This window comes from Edaphosphingomonas laterariae, assembly GCF_900188165.1.
Classification (GTDB): Bacteria; Pseudomonadota; Alphaproteobacteria; order Sphingomonadales; family Sphingomonadaceae; genus Sphingomonas_E; species Sphingomonas_E laterariae.
This window is the reverse complement of record NZ_FZOS01000015.1, coordinates 37,549-58,489: the sequence shown is the minus strand read 5'-3', so window position 1 is coordinate 58,489 and position 20,941 is coordinate 37,549. Positions and strand designations below refer to the sequence as shown.

Genomic DNA, 20,941 nt, shown 5'->3' with positions numbered 1-20,941 from the left:
ATACTAATGGAATGTTGCCGGCCCGGCGGGGCGGGTGGTTATTGCGGTGTCAGCTTCTCGATGCCGCCCATATAGGGCCGGAGTGCTTCAGGAATGCGGACCGAGCCATCGGCTTCCTGATAATTTTCCAGCACGGCGACGAGCGTGCGGCCGACGGCCAGCCCCGAACCGTTGAGCGTGTGGACGAGCCGCGTGCCCTTGGTCTCGCCAGCGGCACGGAAGCGCGCGTTCATGCGCCGCGCCTGGAAATCGCCGCAGTTGGAAACGCTGCTGATCTCGCGATACTTGCCCTGGCCGGGCAGCCAGACTTCGAGATCGTAGGTCTTGCGCGCGGCGAAACCCATGTCGCCGGTGCAGAGCAGCACCCGGCGATAGGGCAGGCCGAGCCGTTCCAGAATGGCCTCGGCGGCGTCGACCATCCGTTCATGCTCCGCTTCCGACTGTTCGGGCGTCGCGATGGTGACGAGTTCGACCTTGTCGAACTGGTGCTGGCGGATCATGCCGCGCGTATCGCGCCCGGCCGCGCCCGCTTCCGACCGGAAACAGGGGGTGAGGGCGGTGAAGCGCAGCGGCAGTTGTGCTTCGTCCAATATCTGTTCGCGGACCAGATTGGTGAGGCTGACTTCGGCCGTCGGGATGAGCCAGCGGCCATCGGTCGTCTGGAACAGATCTTCGCGGAACTTGGGCAATTGGGTGGTGCCGAACGCGGCCTCGTCGCGCACCAGCAGCGGCGGCGCGATTTCGGTGTGGCCATGTTCCAGCGTCTGCACGTCGAGCATGAACTGGCCGAGCGCGCGGTTGAGGCGGGCGATGCCGCCCTTCAGCACCGCGAAGCGCGCGCCCGAAATGGCCGCCGCGCTTTCGAAATCGAGGCCGAGCGCGGGGCCGATATCGGCATGTTCGCGCGGCTCGAAGGCGAAGCTGTTGGGCGTGCCCCAGGTGGCGACTTCCTGATTCTGTTCTTCGTCCACGCCATCGGGCACGTCGTCGGCGGGGATGTTGGGGAGCGCGGCGAGGATCGCATCCAGCGCGACGCCGGCTTCCTGCTCCTCCACCTCGACCGCGGGCATCCGTTCCTTGATCTGCGCGACTTCGGCCATCAGCGCGGTGGCGGTGGCCTCATCCTTCTGGGCCTTGGCCTGGCCGATCGCCTTCGATGCCTCGTTACGGCGCGTCTGCATCGTCTGCAGTTCGGTGGTGAGCGCCCGGCGCTTTTCGTCGAGCGCGAGAATGGCGGCCGAATGCGGTTCGAGCCCCCGCCGTGCGAGGCCGGTATCGAAGGCGGCGGGATTTTCCCGGATGGCGCGGATGTCGTGCATGGCGCGGCTATGGCCCAAGCGTGGCAAAGCGCGCAACCCCGCAACGCACCGTGCGTTGCACAGTCAGAATCGAACCACCGATCGAAGCGGGAAATGGAGGGAAGGCATGCGTGTTCCGCACAATAGCGTCGTCCTTGTCGCGGACGGCCGAAAGATGCTCTTTCTGCGCAATACGGGGGACGCGGATTATCCGAACCTCGAAGTGATCAACGCCGCCGAACAGCCGGGGCGATATGACCGGGACTTCAAGACCGACGCGCCGGGGCGCGCCTTCCAGAGCTTCGGATCGGCGCGAAGCGCGATGGAGGAAGTGGATTTCCAGCGCCAGGAGGAGGATCGGTTCGCGGCCGACGCGGCCGCGATGCTGAAGCGGCATGCGATGGATGGCGATTATGACAGCCTGATTGTCGTGGCGCCGCCCCGCACGCTGGGCGCGCTGCGTAAATGTTATCATCGCGAAGTGACGGATCGGCTGAAGGCTGAACTGCCCAAGGATCTCACCGGCCATCCGGTGAATGCGATAGGTCGTATCTTAATCGAGACGGAGTGAGGCGGCAGTTGCGGCTCAACGCCTTTTGGGCTCGATTCATCGCCCCGGCATGGCCGCAACACCATTTCCTCGCGTTGTTTGTTCAAGATTCGCAAAGGAGATGATTCTGATGAAGTTCAAGGGATGGTTCGTGGCTCCGGCGGCTCTGGCGCTATTTGCGGTGCCGGCGGCAGCTCAGACTGCGGCCGCACCGGCGGCTGCTTCTACGTCGGCCAAGCTGGCCGCGGGTGCGACCGTTTATGACACGTCAGGCGGTGTCGTCGGCACGATCGAGTCCGTGAAGGGCGATCTTGCCGTGCTCGCCACCGAAAAGAGCAAGGTTTCGATCCCGGTGGCATCGTTCGGCACGGGCGAGAAGGGGCCGGTTCTGGCCCTGACGCGCGACCAGATCGACGCCCAGGCCGGCGCGGCCAATGCCGAGGCGGCTCAGGCTGAAGACGCCAAGAAGAAGGCGCAGCTTGTGGCTGGCGCGACGGTGAAGGATCCGGCCGGTGGGACTGTCGGCACGATCAAGTCGGTCGACGCCCAGTTCGCGCTGGTCGACACCAGCAATGTGCAGGTCCGCCTGCCGCTGTCCGCCTTCGCTGCTGGCGAGGGTGGCCCGGTGATCGGGATGACCAAGGAGCAGCTGGACGCGCAGGCCGCTGCCGCCGCGCCGGAGGCCGCGCAGTAAGAAGCGCAGCCTGAAAAAGGCTCCATCGAAAAAGGCCGCGTCCGGTGATGGCCGGGCGCGGCTTTTTCCTTGCCCGTGGCCCGTCGCCAGCCCGCCCCAAAGCCGGGATGGAAGGGCCGATTGCGGGCCGCCGGGTAGCCGAAATTCATCAAACGGCAACGTCGATGCTGTTAATCCCCGCCCTCCGTAAGAGAGGTGCGGCGGCGGATTGCCGGGAGCGCAATTGCACCGGACTGAAACGTTGCCGATTCCGGCGCTTGTGCGGGGTTTCGGGGGTGGCTATAGCGCCCCGGCAAAAGGCCCCTTGCGACAAGCACGGGTGTTAGCGGAGAACGTGATGGCGACGGCGCTGAATTCGACTCCCACTTCCAAGAAGATTGCAGATCAGGACGACAGGATCGACGCGGACTATCGGCCGTCCCCCGACGAAGAGTTCATGAATGCAGCACAGACGGCGTATTTTCGCCGGAAGTTGATCGACTGGAAGGATTCGATCCTGCGGGAAGCGCAGGGCACGCTGGCTCACCTGCAGACGGACTCGCTGCGCGAACCCGACATCACCGACCGCGCCTCCAGCGAAACCGACTGGTCGATCGAACTGCGGACGCGCGACCGTCAGCGCAAGCTGATTTCCAAGATCGACGCCGCACTGCGCCGGATCGAAGAAGGCGAATATGGCTATTGCGAGGTGACGGGCGAACCGATCTCGCTGGCCCGGCTGGAAGCCCGCCCGATCGCGACGATGACCGTGGAGGCGCAGGAGCGCCACGAGCGGCAGGAAAAAGTTTCCCGCGACGAATAACGGCCTACCGCACCGTTAACCCTTTCTCTAAGTTTTCGCGGTCTTTTGGCCCCGTCGCACGTGCGGCGTTGCCGGCGATGCGATCGATAAGAGAAACCAAGGGTCGGTCGTGGAAACGAAAACAGAGCTAGACGAGGAAGCGGAGGCTGGCGGCGAAGCCCACCGCCGCGCGCCGCGTGACAGCATGTTCCTGCAGGCGACGGGCGTGCTGCTCGATCGCGGCGAAATGCCGGCGCAGTTCCGGGTACGCAATCTTTCGTCCGGCGGGATGATGGCGGATTGCGACCGCGATTGCGCGGAAGGCGAACGGATCAGCGTGAATATCCGCAATATCGGGGCCGTGCGCGGGCGTGTCGCCTGGCGGGCGGGCGCGCGGATCGGCGTGGCCTTCGAAGACATGATCGATCCCCGGTTGGCGCGCCAGCCGATCGCCACGCCCAAGCTGCAGACGACCTTGACCGCGGACCTGGAGCGTATGCGCCGGCCCGGATTCCGATCGTTGAGCTAGACGGGCGTTTCGGCCAGCGTCTTTTTTATTAAGTGATGGGAAATGCGGCCGTCGCTGCCCGTGATTCGGGGCAGCGACCTTCCGCGAAAAGGGTTCAGACCCTGCCGAGCTCTTCCTTGAGCTTCAATTTTTGCTTCTTGAGAGATGCAATCAAGATACCGTTAGGGGCCGGCCGATTCATCTCCGCGGTGATGCGGGCATCGAGCCCCGCATGCTTGGCGATCAATGCGGACGAATGGGTGTTCTCCATCAGGATCCTCCTTTCCCGTTCCGATTGGGCAGGCAATCTAATCACCGATCGGAGGGCTTTGTAACCCCCATTCGGGGCGATGCGATGATCGCCGGACGATATGCGACGAACGGCGCAAGCGAGGCTCGCGCTTGAGCGCGGCGGCGTTCACCGATAACGCTGGCGGAAGGCGGATTAACCGGGCGGGAGTTGCGCAGTCATGGATCAGATCGGCATCGGCCGGCTTATCGAGGTTCTGCGGCAGGAGCATCGCGATCTCGACCTGGCGATCGAGTCGATGGTGGATGATCCGGCCGCCGATCAGCTCGCCTTGGCGCGGCTCAAGAAGCGCAAGCTGCGCCTGCGCGACGAGATCGCCCAGCTGGAGGACCAGCTGATCCCCGACATCATCGCCTGACACCGGGATCGGGCAGGACCAGGAAAAAGGGCTGGCGAACCGCAGTCCGCCCGCCCGGCATGGTGTTTTTGGTCAGGTGATGCCGTCAGGCGGCGTCGCGCGTGTCGCTGGTGGCGTCCGCCGGCGTGACGCCATCGATGGCGATGCGGCGCGGTTTCTTATGTTCGGGCACCTCGCGCACGAGATCGATATTGAGCAGGCCGTTTTCATAACCCGCGCCCGTGACCTTGATGGTGTCGGCAAGCTGGAAGCGGCGCTCGAACGCGCGCTTGGCGATGCCGCGATGGAGGAATTCGCGGCCGGCATTTTCGGGCGTGTCGCCGGCGCGGCCGATGACGACCAGCACATTATCCTGCACGGTCAGGTCCAGCTCTTCGCGGCTGAAGCCGGCCACCGCCATCGAGATGCGGTAGGCGCCGTCGCCGAGCTTTTCGATATTGTAGGGGGGGTATGCGTCGCCATCGCCACGGGTGGCGAAATCGACCAGCCGATTGATGTTTTCGAAGCCGATCGACGATCGGAGAAGGGGGGCGAAGTCCACAGCACGCATAGGCTCAATCCTTTGTGGCATTGAGGGATTTTCGGACCCGCCAGATGGCCGGGCCCGCCGGCATCCGCCCCCTTGTGGGCAACGGTGCCGACGCCCGACGAGATAGGTCTGGCGAGATGCGGTTCAAGGCTCGCGCGATGCGGCGCCGGGGCGCGTTGGCGGCGTTCACCTTCTTTCCGGCTGCGCGGACGTAACGAAATATGGCATAGGCAAAAAATGCCGGCTCACCCCGAGATTGACGGCCGCATTGCGGCGCGCCTGGTCGACTCGCTATATGTCGAGGCGATGCTGCTCGCCGATGAGGTGCGCGCCTATTTCGACGAGCCGGGCCGGGCCGAACGCGATGCGCTGTCGCCCGAGCTGCGCGTCAGCTTTTCGTGCGAGTCGCTGAAGGTGACGACGCGGCTGATGCATGTGATCGCCTGGCTGCTCACCCGCCGCGCGGTGGAGGCGGGCGAACTGACGCCGAGCCAGGCGCGCGATCCATCCCGCCGGCTGGGCAGTGCGCAGGATAGCGATCCCGTCGTCATCGCCGAACTGCCGCTTGCCGCGCGCACGCTGATCGCCGCCAGCCGCGACCTGTATGACCGGATCGACCGGCTGGACCATGAACTGGGCGGCGTCTCCGCGGCGCCCAGCCCGGCGCGTGACCTGTTCGAGCGGCTGAACCAGTCCTTCTGAACCTCAGCCCGACGTGCCTTCGTCGGCGGTGCTGACACCCTTGACGTCGGCCTTGGCCGGATCTGCACTGGCTTTCTTGTCGTCCATGAAGCCACGGAAATCGGCGACCAGGATCGTCCACCAATCGAAATTGTCGAGGAAGTTGGCCGTCGTGACGCCGCCGACCAGCGAATGATAATAATCGAGCACGATATCATTGTCGGAATCGATGGTGGCGCGGGCCATGCGATAACCATCGTTCCATTCGTTCATCGTGGCGATGTTGAGCGCATCGGGCTTGGGCCACCAGGCGAGGAAGCGCACCGACTTGCAGCCCGCTTCGCCTTCGCAATCGATGAAATGGATGGTGAAACTGGAGCCGCTGGCCGCGCTTTCGATATAGCGATCGCCATCGTCGTCGATCTTGAGCTTGGCGCGATAGCCGGCGTCCTGCAGCGCGGCGACGAAGCCATCGATATCGCCGCCGTCGAGCGTCGCGGGGATTTCGGCCGTCTTGGCGGCTACTTTCGGCGCCGCAGCCATTGCCGGTGATGTGGCGGCCGAAGCCAGTGCCGTTGCCGCCGCCGTTGCCAGCAAAATCCGTGCGATCATTGCGATACTTCCCCAAAAACCCGATTTTCCCGCTCCTTGGCCGGATTGCGCCGTTCGTCAAGATGTTCTTGATATGTTCTTGTTTGGCGCTAGACTGGCCCCATGGGTGCGGCACCTCCATCGCGCGGCGCGACGCTCAACCAGGCAAGCGGCCGTTTCAACCTGCCGGCGCGCGACGCGGATGGCGACTGGCTTGACGCGCGAGGCGAGGTGGACGGCGAGCCACCCAAATTGCGGACGACGGTGACGGTGGAGCGACCACGGACGATCATCAGCCGCAACCAATCCCCCGACATCGGCTTCGATCGGTCGATCAACCCCTATCGTGGCTGCGAGCATGGCTGCATCTATTGCTATGCGCGGCCAAGCCACGCGTTCCACGATCTATCGCCGGGCGTGGATTTCGAATCCCGGCTGTTCGCCAAGCCCGATGCGGCGGCGCTGCTGCGGGCGGAACTGGCTGCGCGCAATTATGCCGTGCGGCCGATGGCGCTTGGCACCAACACCGATCCCTATCAGCCGATCGAAGGCGAGTGGCGGATCACGCGCGGCATCATCGAGGTGCTGGCCGAATGCGATCATCCGTTGACGATCACCACCAAATCGGACCGCGTTCTGCGCGATCTGGACCTGCTGGCGCCGATGGCGGCGAAGGGACTGGTGGCCGTCGCGCTTTCGATCACATCTTTGACGCCCGCGATCGCGCGGACGCTGGAGCCACGGGCGCCACGGCCTGAAAAGCGGCTGGCGGCGGTGAAGGCCCTGCGCGCGGCGGGCGTGCCGACCTTCGTGTCGATCGCGCCGGTGGTGCCGGCGATCACCGATCATGAGATCGAACATATCGTCGAGGCGGCGGCCGATGCCGGCGCGCTGGGCTGCTTCTTCATCCCCGTGCGCCTGCCGCATGAAGTGGCGCCGCTGTTCCGCGCATGGCTCGACACGCATTTTCCCGATCGCGCGGGCAAGGTGATGGCCACCATCCGCGACCTGCGGGGCGGGCGCGACAATGATCCCGATTTCTATGGCCGGATGAAGGGGCAGGGGGTGTGGGCGGACCTGATCCGCACGCGGTTTCGCCTGGCGTGCCGCAAATATGGCGTGACGAACGAGCGTATCGATTTGCGGACCGATCTGTTCCGCCCGCCCCAAGGCGACCAGTTGAGCCTTTTCTGACCTAAAAATGGTCGAAATCGGCGGGCGAGGGCCTATGATCGCGATGGAATCGCAGTAACGAGGACCGCATGACGCCGCTTCGCCCGACCGCCGCCGTCCTGATCGCCTGCACCGCGATCGGCGCGATTGCAGGCGCGCCCGCACTGGCAGCGGCGCCATCGTCGCGCGATGTGCCATCCGCCATCCAGCAATATGTGCGCGCGCGTGCCGCCGATGTGGCGGGGCAGACCGAGGCGGCGGCCGCCGGCTATGGCGCGGCGCTGGCGGCGGCGCCGAACGATCCGCTGATCGCGACGCGTGCCTATCGCCAGGCGATGATGGCGGGCGATCGCGCGCTGGCGCTGCGCGCGGCGACCACGCTGGATGCCGTGGACAAATTGCCGCCCGATGGCCGGATGCTGCTGCTGGCCGAGGCGGTGGACGCGAAGGATTGGGCGGGCGCCGACCGGATCGCCAGCCAGATCGAAAAGGAAGAGGTGTTCGCTTTCGCCGTGCCGGTGCTGCGCGCCTGGATCGTGCGCGGACGGGGCAAGGGCGATCCCCTGCAGCCGCTGGGCGATGCGCGCCGGCTGGGCGGGATCGCCGCCGCTTATGCCGCCGAACATCGCGCATTGTTGCTGTTGGCGACGGGCGAGCGCGACGAAGGCGTCGCGGCGGTCAAATCGCTGATCGGTCCGGCGGGCCGGGGCGCGCTGCGGCTGCGCATCGCGGCGGCGGCGGCGCTGGTGAAGGCGGGTGATCGCAAGGGCGCGCTAAGCCTGCTTGACGGCGACGAGCCGCTGCTTGCGGTGGCGCGCCGACGGATCGAGGAGCGCAAGCCGCTGCCACCGGCGGTGTCGACCGCGCCCGAGGGTATCGCCGAATTGTTCACGCGGATCGCCGTCGACATCAATCGCGAACGCGTGACCCCGATCGCGCTGACTTTTGCGCGGCTCGGCACGTTCCTGGCGCCCAAGCATGCTGAAACCTGGCTGGTGACCAGCGAGTTGCTGACCGCTGAGGAGCATTATGGCACGGCGCTTTCGGTGCTGGACAATATCCGCGCCAAGGATCCGATGGCAGATGCTGCGCGCGGCCAGCGGCTCGAACTGCTGGTCAAGCAGGGCGACCGGGACGCGGCGCTGGCCGAGGCGTTGGCGATGACCCGCCGGGCCGATGTGCGCCCGAACGATTGGACGCGCGTGGGGGGTCTTTACAGCGAACTCGGCCGTCCGGCGGATGCGGCGGGTGCCTATCGCAACGCGCTGGTGCTGGCCGAGGCGCGGCCGGACGATGGATCGCGCTGGACGCTGCTGTTGCTTTTGGGCAGCGCGCTGCACGAAGCGGGCGACTGGCCGGCGGCGCGCGATGCATTGGAAAAGGCGGTGGCGATCGCGCCTGACGAGCCGGTGGTGCTGAACTATCTGGGTTATGCCCAGCTTGAGCGGCGCGAAAATCTGGCCGAGGCGCAGAAGCTGATCGAGCGCGCGAGCGAATTGCGGCCGGAAGATGCGGCGATCACCGATTCGCTCGGGTGGACGCATTATGTGCGCGGCAATGTGCCCAAGGCGATCGAACTGCTGGAGCGCGCGGTGGCCAGCGAACCGGGCGAGCCGACGATGAACGAACATCTTGGCGACGCTTATTGGACGGCGGGGCGCCGGGTGGAGGCGCGTTTTGCCTGGCGGGCGGCGCTGGTGCATGCCGAGGACAAGGATGCCGAGCGCATCGCCGCGAAGATCGATATGGGCTGGTCGCCCGAGGTGGCGGCGCCCTGACCGTCATTACCGAAATCGGCCATGCGAAGATCAACCTCGCGCTCCACGCGCGCGCGCGGAACGGTGACGGCTATCATGCGATCGAGACGATCTTCGCCTTTGCCGCCGATGGCGATCGGCTGACGGTGGCGCCGGCGGCGGCGCTGGGCCTGGCGATCACCGGCCCTTATGCGGGTGCGCTGGCGGGCGAGGACATTGCCACCAATCTGGTGATGCGCGCGGCCGAGGCATTGCGGGCGCGCTTTGGCGTGACGGCCGGTGCCGCGATCACGCTGGACAAGAATTTGCCGGTGGCATCGGGGATCGGCGGCGGATCGGCCGATGCGGCGGCGGCGCTTCGGGCGCTCGCCCGGTTATGGCAGCTTCCTGCCAAGGATCGGCGCATATTGGCGATCGCGGTGGAACTGGGTGCCGACGTGCCCGCCTGCTTTGTCAGCCGGACGGCCTGGGCCGATGGTCGTGGCGACCGGCTGGAGCCGATGGCGGCAGGTGCTCTGGCCGGAACGCCGCTGTTGCTGGTCAATCCTGGCGTTGCCTGCCCCACCGGGCCGGTGTTTCGCGGCTGGGATGGCGTGGATCGCGGGCCGCTGGCGAAAGGCGATCCGCTGGCGGCGGCGCTTTCCGGTCGCAATGATCTGGAACCGCCCGCCGTTGCGCTGGTCCCCGAAATTGCGGAGGCGGTGGCCCTGCTGGCGGATCAACCCGGCGTGACGCTGGCGCGCATGTCGGGTTCGGGCGCGACCTGCTTCGCGCTGTTTGCTGATCGGGCGGCCTGCGACGCCGCGTCGGCGGTGGTGGCGGCCAGCAAACCGCAATGGTGGCGTCTCGTTACGGCACTCATCTGACAGTTATCGTCCCATAATGGGACTATTTTGCGCCTGACGTTACGGCCTGCGGTGCTGGGGCCAGGCTGGCACGCGGCTTGCTGAACCGAAATCAAGCGGATCGACACCCCTGTTCGGGTGGCCCATTCGCAAACGGCCGACGCGTCCCCCACGGCGTCGTCCGCCGTTAGAGGGCGGCGGTTCCGAGTGGATCGCCGCCCTTTGCCTTTTCCGGCTGGCCCGTGCTGGCGGCGCGCTTCTTCAGTCGCGCAGCGCTTCGCCTTCGACAAGATCGAGCGGCATGGCGCCATTGCCGAGCACGAGGCCGTGGAAGGCGCGGCGGCTGAACCTCTTGCCCTTCGCCTTCATCATCCGTTCGCGAATGTCGAGCAGGCGGAGCTGGCCGAGCTTGTAGCCCAGCGCCTGGCCCGGCCACGCCATATAGCGTTCCACCTCCGCCACGACGCGGCTTTCGGCGACGCCGGTGACGTCGCGCATATATTGCACGCCCTGTTCGCGGCTCCAGCGTTTCGCGTGGATGCCGGTATCGACGACAAGGCGGACGGCGCGGAAAAGTTCATCCTGCAGGCGGCCCAGATCGCCGAGCGGATCATCCTTGTAGGCGCCCATTTCCGCTGCGAGCCGTTCGGCATAGAGCCCCCAGCCTTCCTGATAGGCGTTGAAACTGGCGATACGCAGCAGCAGCGGCGCTTCCCCCAGGCCGAGCGCGATGCAGCTTTGCGTGTGATGGCCGGGCACGCCTTCATGATAGCTGAGCGTCGGCAGCCGGAAGCGGGCGACGGCATTCATGTCGCGCAGGTTGATCCAGTAGGTGCCGGGGCGCGAGCCATCGAGCGAAGGGCCGTCGTAAAAGCCGCCGGGCGCGCCTTCCTCGGTCGCGACGGGAACGCGACGGACTTCGAGTTGCTGGTGCGGGATCAGCGCGCTGGGCAGAAATTCGTCATAGCGTTTCTCCATCGCGCGGACGAGCGTGCGCACATATTCGAGAAGTTCGGCGCGGCCTTCATCGCTGTCGGCGAACAGATTGGCGGGATCGCGGGCCAGCGCGTCCATGCGGGCGCCGATGCTGCCCTGGGTGAGATCGCGACGGGCGAGCAATGCTTCCATCTCCGCCGAGATGCGGGCGACTTCGGACAGGCCGAGCGCGTGAATCTCTTCCGCCGACAAGGGGGAATCGCCCAGTGCGCGGATATTGGCGGCATAGAGGCTGTCGCCATCGGGCTGGGCCCATAGCCCGGCTTCGGCGCGTCCGCGCGGCAACAGCGCCGCCATCTGCTTGCGCAGCGCCTCGAACGCGGGGCGCGCGCGTTTGCGCAGCGCGGTGATCGCGCGTTCCTCCGCCTTGGCACGGAGATGCGCGTCGAGGCGGGCCGCATCCATGCGGGTGCGCAGCGCGACGATCAGCGGATGCGCGTCCTCCGGCCCGGCGAGGAAGGCATCGAGCACGGGCAGGGTCCGCGCGATCAGGGTTGCCGGGGGCACCGAGCCCGCCGCTTCGTCGGCGCGGACCTTTTCGATCACGCCCTTGAATGCCGCCGGAAAGCTGTCGAGCTTGGCGATCCACGCATCCACGGCCTGCGGGCTGGAAAGCGCCTGCTGGGCCTGCATGGCATTGGGCGTATCGATGTGCGGGCCGGCGATCTGGGTAACGAGATAGGGCACATGGCCCGAAAAATTGAAGGCGTTGATCCGGCCATAGGGCACGGCGGCGGAACGATTGGCGTTGGCGAGTATGGCGGAGGCGGTGGCGAGGCGAAGCTGGGCTAGCTTGTCTTCGGGGCCGCAGCGGATCGGCGCGATATCGCGTTCGGCCTGGGCGAGCGCCGCCCGCCACGCCGTTTCGCCGGCGGGGGAATAATCGTCGAGCCGGCGGGCGGACTGGCCGCCGAGCTGCGCATCGGGAATGCCGTTGTAGACGGCGGTTTCGGGCGTGTGCGCCAGCAGCCGATCGGCAATCGCATCGAGCGGCGCGCGGATCGGGCAGGGCGGCGGTGGCTTGGCCGATGCGGGGGCGGAGTGCCATGTGGCGGCAAGGCCTGTCGCTGCCAGCGGGCCACCGGCGGCCAGTGCCAACATCTCCCGTCGCGTCGCCCCGTTGTCCATCCGCGCCTCCCTTGCACATCCACTGGTGACATTGCCGGCGATCCACGGCAACTGGGCCTTATGTTTCAATATGCGAGCGATGGCCCGATCGGCCGGCTGATGATCGACCGGCCCGACCGGCGCAATGCCATTCCCTTCGATGGCTGGGCGGTGTTGCGGGCCGCGATCGCCGAGGTGGCGGCGGCGCGGCCCCGCGCATTGATCGTGCAGTCGCTGGCCGAAGGCGTGTTCTGCGCGGGTGCCGACCTTGGCTATCTTGCCGGGCTGGCGGACGATGTGGCCGGGCGCGCGGCGTTCAGGCTGGCGATGCGCGAGGCCTTCGACGCGCTGGCGGGCCTGCCCATGCCGGTTATCGCGGCGGTGGACGGCGGTTGCTTTGGCGCCGGCGTGGCGCTGATGCTGGCCTGCGATGTGGTTCTGGCCGGTGAAAGCGCGCGCTTTGCCATCCCGCCCGCGAAGCTGGGCATCACCTATCCGCAGCAGGATGTTGCGCGGCTGGTGGCGCGAACGGGGCGGGCGCAGGCGGCGCGGTTGCTGCTCGGCCTCGACGCCGTGGATGGCGCGGAAGCCGCGCGGATCGGGCTGGTGGAGCGTGTGGTGCCGGTGGCGCTGGTGGAGGCGGAGCGGATGGCCGGGGCCATGGCTGCCACATCGCCCGCCAGCCTGACGGCGTTGAAGCGGATGATCGCGCGGGCGGACGGGCCGGCGGATGCGGCGAGCGATGCCTTGTTCGACGACAGTTTCGGTTCGGCCGATTTCCGAGAGGGCATCGCCGCTTATCATGCCAGGCGCGCACCGGTGTTCGGATCATGACGGGGCCCGAGACGCATGAGGCGTGGCGCGAAGTGGCGGGCGATCCGGCTTCGGGCCTGCTGCTGATCGCGGATCACGCGTCGAACCATGTCCCGGCGGACGTGGATCTGGGTATCGACCCGGCGATCCTGACCCAGCACGTCGCGATCGATATCGGCGTCGATCCGCTGGGGCGGGCCTTGTGCGCCGCGTTGAACTGTCCGGGCATTTTCGGCGGGGTTTCGCGCTTGGTGGCCGATTGCAATCGCGAGGAGGACAAGCCCAATCTGGTGCCGATCGCCAGCGATGGCCACGCCATACCGGGCAATGATCTGGATCATGCGGGACGGGTGGCGCGGATCGATCGTTTCTGGCGGCCTTATCACGCGCGAACTTCAGAAATTATCTCGGATATTTCGCCCAAGCTATTAATTTCACTGCATAGCTTCACGCCGAAGCTGGCGACGTCGGACGAGCCCCGGCCCTGGCAGATCGGCATCCTTTACAATCAGGACGATCGCGCCGCGCGGATCGCCATCCCGCTGTTGGAGGCGGCGGGGGTGGTGACAGGGGATAATGAGCCTTATTCGGGCAAGATATTGAACGCGACGATGAACCGCCATGGCGAAGGCAACGGCATAGCCTATCTGGGTATCGAGGTGCGGCAGGACCTGATCGGCGACGATGCCGGGGTGGCCCGGTGGGCAAAGATTCTTGCGCCGGTGATCGCGGAGACGCTGACGGGATTGCGCGACGGAGCCTAAAGCGCCAAAGACGCCCGCGTAAAAAGGAAGCGCGTCATGACCCATCAGTTCGACAAGTCCCGCCTGCCCAGCCGCTATGTTTCCGTGGGTGTGGAGAGCGCCCCGCATCGCAGCTATTATTATGCGATGGGCCTGACCGAGGAGGAGATCGCCCGTCCGTTCGTCGGCATCGCATCGGCCGGCAATGACTCGGCGCCGTGCAACACGACGCTGGACATGCAGGCGGATTGGTGCCGCCAGGGCGTGAACGAGGGCGGCGGCATGCCGCGGCGCTTCAACACCATCACCGTGACCGACGGCATCGCGATGGGCCATCAAGGCATGAAAAGCTCGCTGGTCAGCCGCGAGGTGATCGCGGATTCGGTGGAGCTTTCGGTCCGTGGGCATTGCTATGACGCGCTTGTGACCTTCGCCGGCTGCGATAAGTCGCTGCCGGGCATGATGATGGCGATGCTGCGGCTGAACGTGCCGTCGATCTTCGTCTATGGCGGATCGATCCTGCCGGGGCGCTATCAGGAACGCGACCTGACGGTGATCGACGTTTTCGAAGCGGTGGGCCGCTTCGCCGCCGGTTCCTGCCCGCTGTCCGAAGTCACCGCGATTGAGAAGGCGGCCTGCCCGGGCCATGGCGCCTGCGGTGGCCAATATACCGCAAACACCATGGCCTGCGTTGCCGAGGCGATCGGTTTGTCATTGCCAAACAGCAACATGGCGCCTGCTCCTTATAAGAGCCGTGAGGAGATTGCGGTCGCCGCTGGGCGGCAGATCATGGAGTTGCTGAAGATCAACCTGCGTCCGCGCGACATCTGCACGCGCGAGGCGTTCGAGAATGCGGCGCGCATCGTCGCGGCGACGGGCGGATCGACCAATGGCGCGCTCCATTTACCGGCGATGGCGAACGAATGCGGCATCGATTTCGACCTGTTCGACGTGGCTGGCATCTTCAAATCGACGCCCTATCTGGCCGATCTGAAGCCGGGCGGCCGCTATGTCGCCAAGGACATGCACGAGGCCGGCGGCATTTACATGCTGATGAAGACGCTGGCCGGCGAAGGGCTGCTGCACCTCGATTGCATGACGGTGACGGGCAAGACGCTGGGCGAGAATATCGATCAGGTGACGTGGAACCCGGACCAGAAGGTGATCTATGACGCCAAGACGCCGATCACGCCGACGGGCGGCGTCGTCGGCCTCAAGGGATCGCTGGCGCCCGAAGGCGCGATCGTGAAGGTTGCTGGCATGAAGCGGCTGCAGTTCACCGGCACGGCCGTTGTGTTCGAGCGCGAGGAAGATGCCTTCGCCGCGGTCGAGGCCAATGCCATCAAGGAAGGCAGCGTCGTCGTGATCCGCTACGAAGGCCCCAAGGGTGGCCCCGGTATGCGCGAAATGCTGTCGACCACCGCCGCGCTGTACGGGCAGGGGCTGGGCGAAAAGGTGGCGCTGATCACCGATGGTCGCTTTTCAGGCGGCACGCGCGGCTTCTGCATCGGCCATGTCGGGCCGGAAGCGGCCGATGGCGGGCCGATCGCGCTGGTCGAGAATGGCGATCAGATCTCCATCGACGCCGAAGCGGGCACGATCGACCTGCTGGTGGACGAAGCGGTGCTGGCCGAACGGCGGAAGGCGTGGAAGCCCCGGACGAACGACTATCAGTCGGGCGCGCTGTGGCGTTACGCCCAGAATGTCGGCCCGGCCTGGGCGGGCGCGGTGACGCACCCGGGTGCCAAGGCGGAGACGCATGTCTTTGCCGACATCTGAACCCGTGATCGGTCGCCCGATCCTGACGGCGGCCGAGACGCGCGCGGCGGAGGAGGCGATCTTCGCCGCTGGCACGCCCGTGATCGACCTGATGGAGAAAGCGGGCGCGGCCGTGGCGGAGGCCGCGTGGCGCTTTGCCGCGATGCCGCCCACGCTGATCCTGTGCGGGCCGGGCAATAATGGCGGCGACGGTTATGTCGTCGCGCGCCATCTGGCCGAACGCGGCGTGCATGTCCGCGTGGCGACGGCCGGCGAGCCGCGCACCGAGGCGGCGAAGGTGATGCGCGCGCGGTGGGACGGCCCGGTGGAGCCGATTGCCGGCGCGCGGCCCGCGCCCTTGCTGATCGACGGACTGTTCGGCACGGGGCTGGCGCGCGCGCTCGACGACGAACTGGTGCATCATGTGGCGCGGCTGGCAGTGGCGGCGAAGCTGCGGATCGCGATCGACCTGCCGAGCGGGGTGGAAACCGACAGCGGGGCTTTGCTGTCGGCGGTGCCGCATTTCGACCTGACGGTGGCGCTGGGCGCGCTGAAGCCCGCCCACCTGTTGCAGCCGGCGGCCAGCCGCTGCGGGCGCGTGGCGGTGGCCGATATCGGGCTGGCGGCGCACGCGAAGGCATGGGAAGTGGCGCGTCCGCACCTCGCCGCGCCGGGTGCCGCCGATCATAAATATACGCGCGGGCTGGTGACGGTGATCGGCGGCGCGATGCCCGGCGCGAGCCTGCTGGCGGCGATGGCCGCGCAGCGGGCGGGTGCCGGCTATGTCGTGCTGACCGGCGAAGGTTCGGGCGGGCCGCATGCGCTGGTCCGCCGTGACGAGGCGGAGGCGCTGGCCGATACGCGGACGGGCGCGGTGGTGATCGGGCCGGGGCTGGGCCGCGATGCCGGCGCGCGCCGCCGGTTGCGCGCCGCGCTGGGCGCCGGGCATCCGCTGGTGATCGACGCCGACGGGCTGGCGCTGCTGGCCGATGGGGGGCTTTCGCATCTTCGCCGCCTTGCCGTGCCGGCGGTGCTGACACCGCATGAAGGCGAATTTCGCCGGCTGTTCGGGGAGCCGGCGGGCAGCAAGATCGATCGCGCGCGCGATGCGGCGGCGAGGAGCGGGGCCGTGGTGGTTCTGAAGGGCGCCGACAGCGTGGTCGCCCATCCCGATGGGCGGGTTGCCGTGGCCGCTGCCGCGCCGGCATGGCTGGCCAGTGCCGGCACCGGCGACGTGCTGGCGGGGATCATGGGGGCGATGATCGCCCGTGGGCTCGATCCGTTTACGGCCGCGCAGGCGGCCTTGTGGCTGCATGGCGATGCGGCGGAACGCGCGGGCGCGGGGTTGATCGCGGATGATCTGCCCGCGCATCTCGCGGCTTCACTGGCGGTGTGCGCATGAGCAAGAGCGAACTGATCGTCCGTCTTGCCGGCAAGGGTGACGGGGTGACGGCGGGCGGCCGCCACGTGCCGCTGACCGCGCCGGGCGACATGGTGGCGGAGGATGGCACCATCACGCCGGGCCCGCAGCATGTGGAGCCGCCCTGCCGCCATTTTCCGCGTTGCGGCGGCTGCGAGCTCCAGCATGTCGATGACGAGGCTTATTCCGATTTCGTGATCAGCCGGATCAGCGGATCGCTGCGCGCGCAGGGCGTGGAGTTGCCGCCGATGGGGCTGCCGCACCTTTCGCCGCCGCTGGCCCGACGCCGGGCGACGATGCGGGCCGAAAAGCAGGGCAAGCGCATCGTGCTCGGCTTCAACGAAGGGCAGAGCCACCGCATCATCGACCTGAAGCAGTGCGAGGTGCTGGCGCCCGAATTGTTCGCGCTGGTCGCGCCGCTGCGCCTGCTGCTGGCCGGCATGGTCCGCGACCGCCGGGCTGCGGGCGTTCAACTGACGCTGACCGACCAGGGCGTCGATGTTCTGCTGGAGAAGGTGGAGGCCGAAGGGCTGGCCGCCGCGGAAGCGCTGACCGAATTCGCGCAGACCCACAAGCTGGCACGGCTGGCGATCGACGAGGGCGACGGGCCGCAGGTCCGTTGGGAGCCGGGACCGGCGACGGCGACGGTGGGCGGGGTTGCCGTGCCCTTGCCGATCGGCGGATTCCTGCAGGCGACGGCCGATGGCGAGGCGGCACTGCTGGCCGAGGTGCGCCGGATCGTGGGCGATGCGGCCTTCGTGGCGGACCTGTTCGCGGGAATCGGCACCTTTGCATTGCCACTGGCCGAGCGGGCGAAGGTCTATGCGGCCGAAGGCGCCCGCGATCCCGCCATGGCGCTGAAGGGCGCGGCGGCGCGGGCGGGGCGCCCCGTAATGGTGGAGCATCGCGATCTGTTCCGTCGGCCGGTGGATGCCAAGGATCTGTCGCGCTTCGATGCCGTGGTGCTCGATCCGCCGCGCGCCGGTGCGATCGAACAGGCGCAGGAACTGGCGCTTTCGGGCGTGCCGCGTATCGCTTATGTGTCCTGCAACCCGCACACTTTCGCCCGCGATGCCAAGGAGTTGATCGCGGAAGGTTATGAACTGGTGCGGATCATGCCGATTGGGCAGTTCCGCTGGTCGACCCATGTCGAGCTGGTCGGCGAATTCCGGCGATAGTTGGAAACCGGCTGCGCCAAAGATGATTTGCGACGGGTGACCTTGCTTTCCGTGCAGGGCCCCGTTGCCCGGCCGTCGCGCGCGCTGTAGTCAGCGCTGCGATGCGTTTGGCGCTTTCATCCTGGGTATCGGATCTGCGGGGCGCATCGGGGCGACGGGCGTCGGCGCTTGTGTTCGTCGTTCTGCTCCATGCGCTGCTGCTGTTCCTGCTGCTGCGTTTCGCCCCCGAGCCGCTTCTGCGGAGCATGCCCGGCGGCCCGCTGGTCGTGGAACTGATCCCCGCGCCCAAGGCGGAGGTGGAAAAGACCGCGACCCAGGAAAAGCGGGTCGAGCGGGTGACGCGGCAGCCCAAGCCATCCGAGGTGACGGCCGAAAAGGCGCCGCTGTCGAAAGATATCGGCATCTGGGCCAAGGTGGTGCCGCTGACCAGCGAGGAGTTCGCCGCCGCCGATATCAGCAAGATGCCGCGCCGTTCGCGATCGAGCGAGGGGGGTGAGGGCGATGCGCAGGCAAGTGCCGCGGCCGGCGGATCGGGCACTGGCGTCGGCAGCTTTAACGGCGAGACATTGTTCAACGCCGACTGGTATCGCCCGCCGAGCCATGCGGAGCTTGCGGCCTATATGCCGTCCAGCGCCCCGCGCGTGGGCTGGGGCATGGTTGCGTGCCGCACCGCCAAGGGCTTCCGCGTCGAGGATTGCCAGGAAATCGGGCAATATCCGGCGGGTTCCGGTTTCGCGAGTGCGGTCCGCCAGGCGGCGTGGCAGTTCCGCGTGCTGCCTCCCCGGATCGGCGGGCGACCGCAGATCGGCGTGTGGGTGCGGATCAGGATCGAATATACGGAAAAGGGCGTCAGTTACTGACGCCCTTCGCCGGGTTGCGGGATCAATCCACCCAGTCGAGCCCGATCTCGCGGTAGAGGCTGCGATCTTCCTCCCAATTGGGCTTCACCTTGACGTGAAGGAAGAGGTGGACCTTGCGGCCGAGCAGTTCGCTCAGCTCCTCACGCGCGCGGCTGCCGATTTCCTTGAGCCGGGCGCCCCGCTTGCCGAGCACGATCGCTTTCTGCGTTTCGCGGGCGACAAGGATCTGCTGGTGGATGGCGACGGTGCCGTCCTTGCGCTCCTCATATTTTTCGGTCTCGATCGCGCTGTCATAAGGCAGTTCGGCGTGAAGCTGGTGATAGAGCTGTTCGCGCGTCACTTCGGCGGCGAGCATCCGGTCGGTCGCGTCGGACACCTGATCTTCGGGGAAGTGCCACGGGCCTTCGGGCATGCGCTTCGCCAGATGGGTCTTGAGATCGGCGATGCCGTCACCCGTGCCGGCGCTGACCATGAAGATCGCTTCCGGCTCCAGCGCCTGTTGCAGCCCGACGGCGAGTTCGAGCAGCTTTTCCTTTGGCGTGATATCGACCTTGTTGAGGACCACGATCTTGGGTTCGCGGCGATCCTTCAGGGTTTCGACCAGCCCTTCGATCTTCGCCTTCATGCCGGCCTTGGCATCGATCACCAGCGCGATCAGGTCCGCATCGGCGGCGCCGCCCCAGGCGGCCGCCACCATCGCCCGATCGAGCCGGCGGCGGGCTTCGAAGATGCCGGGCGTATCGACGAGCAGGATCTGGCTTTCGCCTTCGATCGCGATACCCATCAGGCGGACGCGCGTCGTCTGTGCCTTGGGGCTGACGATCGCGACCTTCTGGCCGACGAGCGCGTTGACGAGGGTGGACTTGCCCGCATTGGGCGCGCCGACCACGGCGACCAGGCCGCAGCGTTCCGGGGCGCCGCCTTCGGGGTGCGGGGCGATCATGACAATTTCTCCAGTAGCGCCTTGGCGGCGGCGGTTTCGGCTTCCTGCTTCGACGTGCCTTCGGCGCTGGCCTCGGCGCCGGCGCGGCCGGGCAGTTCCACCGAAACGGTAAAGCGGGGGGCGTGGTGCGGGCCGGTGCGGCCGGCGAGCGTGTAGACGGGTGGGCGGCAGCGATTGGCGGCGGCCCATTCCTGCAACGCCGATTTGGGGTGGCGGGGGGCGGCGCGCTGGCCATCGACGAACGGCGCCCAGACGCGGCGCACGAAGGCGGTGGCGGCATCGTGCCCGGCTTCGAGATAGAGCGCGCCGATCAGCGCCTCCACCGCATCGCCGACGACATTGTCGCTGTTGACCGCGCCGTCGTCGCGCGCCTGCTTGCCGAGCCGGAGCCAGCCGGGCACGCCGAGCGCACGCCCGACCTCCGCACAGGTTTCGCGACTGACGAGCGTGTTGATCCGGCGGGACAGGGCGCCTTCGGGCTCGTCGGGGAAGCGTTCGTAAAGCCAGGCGGCGGCGATCAGGCCGAGGACGCGATCGCCCAGAAATTCGAGCCGTTCATAGCTGGCGCCGCTGAGGCTGCCATGGGTCAGCGCGCGCTGGAAAAGCGCGGGATCACGCGGCGCATGGCCGAGCGTGGATGTGATCCATTGGGGAAAGTCGGAGGCATTCATCCCGGCCCCCTAACCTATCCTTGGCCGCGCGTCATGCCCGGGATCGACTTCGCGTGCCGGGAAGGGCATGGTCGGCCGATGGGTGACGTCATCAATCTCCGCCTCGCGCGCAAGGCCAAGGCACGTACCGACGCCGAAACCAGAGCGGCGGAGAACCGCGTGCGATTTGGCCGGACGAAGGGGCAAAAGGCGCTCGAGGCGTCGGAACAGGCGCGGATGAAGGCCCGACTGGACGGCGCCGAGCGCAAATAGACCCGGATTGCGCGGCCGGGCGCGGTGGATCACCCGTGCCTGACCGGATCGGTCGGCTTCGACGGCATCGGATCGGTAGGCGAGGGCACCGGCGGATCGGCGGGAAATTCGCCCGGCGTTTCCGG

Annotated in this window: 23 protein-coding genes; 16 read left to right on the top strand and 7 right to left on the bottom strand. The window is 67.1% G+C overall.

Features of this window, described 5'->3' with window-relative positions; all coding sequences use genetic code 11:
- Positions 1 to 38: 38 nt before the first annotated feature.
- Positions 39 to 1,319: a serine--tRNA ligase gene (gene serS, locus CHB74_RS13615; protein WP_089220177.1), complete on the bottom strand. Its 1,281-nt coding sequence runs from the start codon at positions 1,317 to 1,319 to the stop codon at positions 39 to 41.
- A 106-nt stretch (positions 1,320 to 1,425) separates the two neighbouring features.
- On the opposite strand from serS, the gene CHB74_RS13610 reads away from it, so the two are divergent.
- The 4 genes from CHB74_RS13610 to CHB74_RS13595 all read left to right on the top strand — a co-directional run bounded on the left by CHB74_RS13610 (position 1,426) and on the right by CHB74_RS13595 (position 3,852).
- Complete coding sequence (locus tag CHB74_RS13610; RefSeq protein WP_089220176.1) at positions 1,426 to 1,869, top strand: host attachment family protein; 444 nt, start codon at positions 1,426 to 1,428, stop codon at positions 1,867 to 1,869.
- A 109-nt stretch (positions 1,870 to 1,978) separates the two neighbouring features.
- Positions 1,979 to 2,542, top strand: a complete 564-nt coding sequence (locus tag CHB74_RS13605; RefSeq protein ID WP_245842907.1) for a hypothetical protein — start codon at positions 1,979 to 1,981, stop codon at positions 2,540 to 2,542.
- 337 nt (positions 2,543 to 2,879) lie between these two features.
- Positions 2,880 to 3,344 (top strand): RNA polymerase-binding protein DksA, encoded by a 465-nt coding sequence (gene dksA, locus CHB74_RS13600; protein WP_089220174.1) that lies wholly within the window; start codon positions 2,880 to 2,882, stop codon positions 3,342 to 3,344.
- A 109-nt stretch (positions 3,345 to 3,453) separates the two neighbouring features.
- On the top strand, positions 3,454 to 3,852 hold the full coding sequence (locus tag CHB74_RS13595) for a PilZ domain-containing protein (protein WP_089220173.1): 399 nt from the start codon (positions 3,454 to 3,456) through the stop codon (positions 3,850 to 3,852).
- 94 nt (positions 3,853 to 3,946) lie between these two features.
- On the opposite strand, the gene CHB74_RS13590 is transcribed toward CHB74_RS13595, so the two are convergent.
- Positions 3,947 to 4,102: a DUF465 domain-containing protein gene (locus tag CHB74_RS13590; RefSeq protein WP_089220172.1), complete on the bottom strand. Its 156-nt coding sequence runs from the start codon at positions 4,100 to 4,102 to the stop codon at positions 3,947 to 3,949.
- Positions 4,103 to 4,301: 199 nt separating this feature from the next.
- Here CHB74_RS13590 and CHB74_RS13585 point away from each other — a divergent pair, with 199 nt between their 5' ends.
- Positions 4,302 to 4,499, top strand: coding sequence for a YdcH family protein (locus CHB74_RS13585; protein WP_089220171.1), 198 nt, complete (start codon positions 4,302 to 4,304; stop codon positions 4,497 to 4,499).
- Between the two features lie 85 nt (positions 4,500 to 4,584).
- Here CHB74_RS13585 and CHB74_RS13580 read toward each other — a convergent pair whose 3' ends face one another.
- Complete coding sequence (locus CHB74_RS13580) at positions 4,585 to 5,049, bottom strand: Hsp20 family protein (RefSeq protein WP_089220170.1); 465 nt, start codon at positions 5,047 to 5,049, stop codon at positions 4,585 to 4,587.
- Positions 5,050 to 5,265: 216 nt separating this feature from the next.
- On the opposite strand from CHB74_RS13580, the gene CHB74_RS13575 reads away from it, so the two are divergent.
- Entirely contained in the window at positions 5,266 to 5,730 is a 465-nt protein-coding gene (locus tag CHB74_RS13575) for a DUF1465 family protein (RefSeq protein WP_089220169.1), read from the top strand.
- Positions 5,731 to 5,733: 3 nt separating this feature from the next.
- Here the strand turns inward: CHB74_RS13575 and CHB74_RS13570 are convergent, their stop codons facing one another.
- On the bottom strand, positions 5,734 to 6,321 hold the full coding sequence (locus tag CHB74_RS13570; RefSeq protein ID WP_089220168.1) for a YbjN domain-containing protein: 588 nt from the start codon (positions 6,319 to 6,321) through the stop codon (positions 5,734 to 5,736).
- Positions 6,322 to 6,423: 102 nt separating this feature from the next.
- On the opposite strand from CHB74_RS13570, the gene CHB74_RS13565 reads away from it, so the two are divergent.
- The 3 genes from CHB74_RS13565 to CHB74_RS13555 all read left to right on the top strand — a co-directional run bounded on the left by CHB74_RS13565 (position 6,424) and on the right by CHB74_RS13555 (position 10,096).
- Entirely contained in the window at positions 6,424 to 7,494 is a 1,071-nt protein-coding gene (locus CHB74_RS13565; protein ID WP_089220167.1) for a PA0069 family radical SAM protein, read from the top strand.
- Between the two features lie 68 nt (positions 7,495 to 7,562).
- Entirely contained in the window at positions 7,563 to 9,251 is a 1,689-nt protein-coding gene (locus tag CHB74_RS13560; RefSeq protein ID WP_089220166.1) for a tetratricopeptide repeat protein, read from the top strand.
- Complete coding sequence (locus tag CHB74_RS13555; RefSeq protein ID WP_245842920.1) at positions 9,248 to 10,096, top strand: 4-(cytidine 5'-diphospho)-2-C-methyl-D-erythritol kinase; 849 nt, start codon at positions 9,248 to 9,250, stop codon at positions 10,094 to 10,096. The genes CHB74_RS13560 and CHB74_RS13555 overlap by 4 nt, the downstream gene beginning before the upstream one ends.
- A 240-nt stretch (positions 10,097 to 10,336) precedes the next feature.
- Here the strand turns inward: CHB74_RS13555 and CHB74_RS13550 are convergent, their stop codons facing one another.
- Positions 10,337 to 12,199: a DUF885 domain-containing protein gene (locus CHB74_RS13550; protein WP_089220165.1), complete on the bottom strand. Its 1,863-nt coding sequence runs from the start codon at positions 12,197 to 12,199 to the stop codon at positions 10,337 to 10,339.
- Positions 12,200 to 12,259: 60 nt separating this feature from the next.
- Here CHB74_RS13550 and CHB74_RS13545 point away from each other — a divergent pair, with 60 nt between their 5' ends.
- From CHB74_RS13545 to CHB74_RS13520, 6 genes are all read left to right on the top strand, one after another.
- Positions 12,260 to 13,012 (top strand): enoyl-CoA hydratase/isomerase family protein, encoded by a 753-nt coding sequence (locus CHB74_RS13545; protein WP_089220164.1) that lies wholly within the window; start codon positions 12,260 to 12,262, stop codon positions 13,010 to 13,012.
- Entirely contained in the window at positions 13,009 to 13,755 is a 747-nt protein-coding gene (locus CHB74_RS13540; RefSeq protein ID WP_089220163.1) for an N-formylglutamate amidohydrolase, read from the top strand. Before CHB74_RS13545 ends, CHB74_RS13540 begins: the two co-directional genes overlap by 4 nt.
- A gap of 36 nt (positions 13,756 to 13,791) precedes the next feature.
- The gene (gene ilvD, locus CHB74_RS13535) at positions 13,792 to 15,513 is read left to right on the top strand and encodes a dihydroxy-acid dehydratase (protein WP_089220162.1); all 1,722 of its coding nucleotides are present in this window, start codon (positions 13,792 to 13,794) and stop codon (positions 15,511 to 15,513) included.
- Positions 15,494 to 16,894, top strand: a complete 1,401-nt coding sequence (locus CHB74_RS13530; RefSeq protein WP_089220161.1) for an NAD(P)H-hydrate dehydratase — start codon at positions 15,494 to 15,496, stop codon at positions 16,892 to 16,894. The genes ilvD and CHB74_RS13530 overlap by 20 nt, the downstream gene beginning before the upstream one ends.
- Entirely contained in the window at positions 16,891 to 18,090 is a 1,200-nt protein-coding gene (locus CHB74_RS13525) for a class I SAM-dependent RNA methyltransferase (RefSeq protein ID WP_089220160.1), read from the top strand. The genes CHB74_RS13530 and CHB74_RS13525 overlap by 4 nt, the downstream gene beginning before the upstream one ends.
- A 101-nt stretch (positions 18,091 to 18,191) precedes the next feature.
- Positions 18,192 to 18,950 (top strand): hypothetical protein, encoded by a 759-nt coding sequence (locus CHB74_RS13520; RefSeq protein ID WP_089220159.1) that lies wholly within the window; start codon positions 18,192 to 18,194, stop codon positions 18,948 to 18,950.
- A 22-nt stretch (positions 18,951 to 18,972) separates the two neighbouring features.
- On the opposite strand, the gene era is transcribed toward CHB74_RS13520, so the two are convergent.
- Together era and rnc are read right to left on the bottom strand one after the other, a co-directional pair.
- Positions 18,973 to 19,893, bottom strand: a complete 921-nt coding sequence (era, locus tag CHB74_RS13515; RefSeq protein ID WP_089220158.1) for a GTPase Era — start codon at positions 19,891 to 19,893, stop codon at positions 18,973 to 18,975.
- Positions 19,890 to 20,564, bottom strand: a complete 675-nt coding sequence (rnc, locus tag CHB74_RS13510) for a ribonuclease III (protein WP_089220157.1) — start codon at positions 20,562 to 20,564, stop codon at positions 19,890 to 19,892. The genes era and rnc overlap by 4 nt, the downstream gene beginning before the upstream one ends.
- A gap of 33 nt (positions 20,565 to 20,597) precedes the next feature.
- Here rnc and CHB74_RS13505 point away from each other — a divergent pair, with 33 nt between their 5' ends.
- Positions 20,598 to 20,816: a DUF4169 family protein gene (locus CHB74_RS13505; protein WP_342746599.1), complete on the top strand. Its 219-nt coding sequence runs from the start codon at positions 20,598 to 20,600 to the stop codon at positions 20,814 to 20,816.
- Positions 20,817 to 20,941: the final 125 nt, after the last annotated feature.

Coding starts and splice junctions, on each gene's coding strand:
- CHB74_RS13550 (WP_089220165.1), bottom strand. CDS start 12,199: ATGGACAACGGGGCGACGCGACGGGAGATGTTGGCACTGGCCGCCGGT.
- CHB74_RS13575 (WP_089220169.1), top strand. CDS start 5,266: ATGCCGGCTCACCCCGAGATTGACGGCCGCATTGCGGCGCGCCTGGTC.
- CHB74_RS13540 (WP_089220163.1), top strand. CDS start 13,009: ATGACGGGGCCCGAGACGCATGAGGCGTGGCGCGAAGTGGCGGGCGAT.
- CHB74_RS13525 (WP_089220160.1), top strand. CDS start 16,891: ATGAGCAAGAGCGAACTGATCGTCCGTCTTGCCGGCAAGGGTGACGGG.
- CHB74_RS13610 (WP_089220176.1), top strand. CDS start 1,426: ATGCGTGTTCCGCACAATAGCGTCGTCCTTGTCGCGGACGGCCGAAAG.
- CHB74_RS13505 (WP_342746599.1), top strand. CDS start 20,598: ATGCCCGGGATCGACTTCGCGTGCCGGGAAGGGCATGGTCGGCCGATG.
- CHB74_RS13560 (WP_089220166.1), top strand. CDS start 7,563: ATGACGCCGCTTCGCCCGACCGCCGCCGTCCTGATCGCCTGCACCGCG.
- CHB74_RS13530 (WP_089220161.1), top strand. CDS start 15,494: ATGTCTTTGCCGACATCTGAACCCGTGATCGGTCGCCCGATCCTGACG.
- CHB74_RS13565 (WP_089220167.1), top strand. CDS start 6,424: ATGGGTGCGGCACCTCCATCGCGCGGCGCGACGCTCAACCAGGCAAGC.
- CHB74_RS13605 (WP_245842907.1), top strand. CDS start 1,979: ATGAAGTTCAAGGGATGGTTCGTGGCTCCGGCGGCTCTGGCGCTATTT.
- CHB74_RS13585 (WP_089220171.1), top strand. CDS start 4,302: ATGGATCAGATCGGCATCGGCCGGCTTATCGAGGTTCTGCGGCAGGAG.
- dksA (WP_089220174.1), top strand. CDS start 2,880: ATGGCGACGGCGCTGAATTCGACTCCCACTTCCAAGAAGATTGCAGAT.
- CHB74_RS13590 (WP_089220172.1), bottom strand. CDS start 4,102: ATGGAGAACACCCATTCGTCCGCATTGATCGCCAAGCATGCGGGGCTC.
- rnc (WP_089220157.1), bottom strand. CDS start 20,564: ATGAATGCCTCCGACTTTCCCCAATGGATCACATCCACGCTCGGCCAT.
- CHB74_RS13580 (WP_089220170.1), bottom strand. CDS start 5,049: ATGCGTGCTGTGGACTTCGCCCCCCTTCTCCGATCGTCGATCGGCTTC.
- CHB74_RS13520 (WP_089220159.1), top strand. CDS start 18,192: ATGCGTTTGGCGCTTTCATCCTGGGTATCGGATCTGCGGGGCGCATCG.
- ilvD (WP_089220162.1), top strand. CDS start 13,792: ATGACCCATCAGTTCGACAAGTCCCGCCTGCCCAGCCGCTATGTTTCC.
- CHB74_RS13545 (WP_089220164.1), top strand. CDS start 12,260: ATGTTTCAATATGCGAGCGATGGCCCGATCGGCCGGCTGATGATCGAC.
- era (WP_089220158.1), bottom strand. CDS start 19,893: ATGATCGCCCCGCACCCCGAAGGCGGCGCCCCGGAACGCTGCGGCCTG.
- CHB74_RS13570 (WP_089220168.1), bottom strand. CDS start 6,321: ATGATCGCACGGATTTTGCTGGCAACGGCGGCGGCAACGGCACTGGCT.
- serS (WP_089220177.1), bottom strand. CDS start 1,319: ATGCACGACATCCGCGCCATCCGGGAAAATCCCGCCGCCTTCGATACC.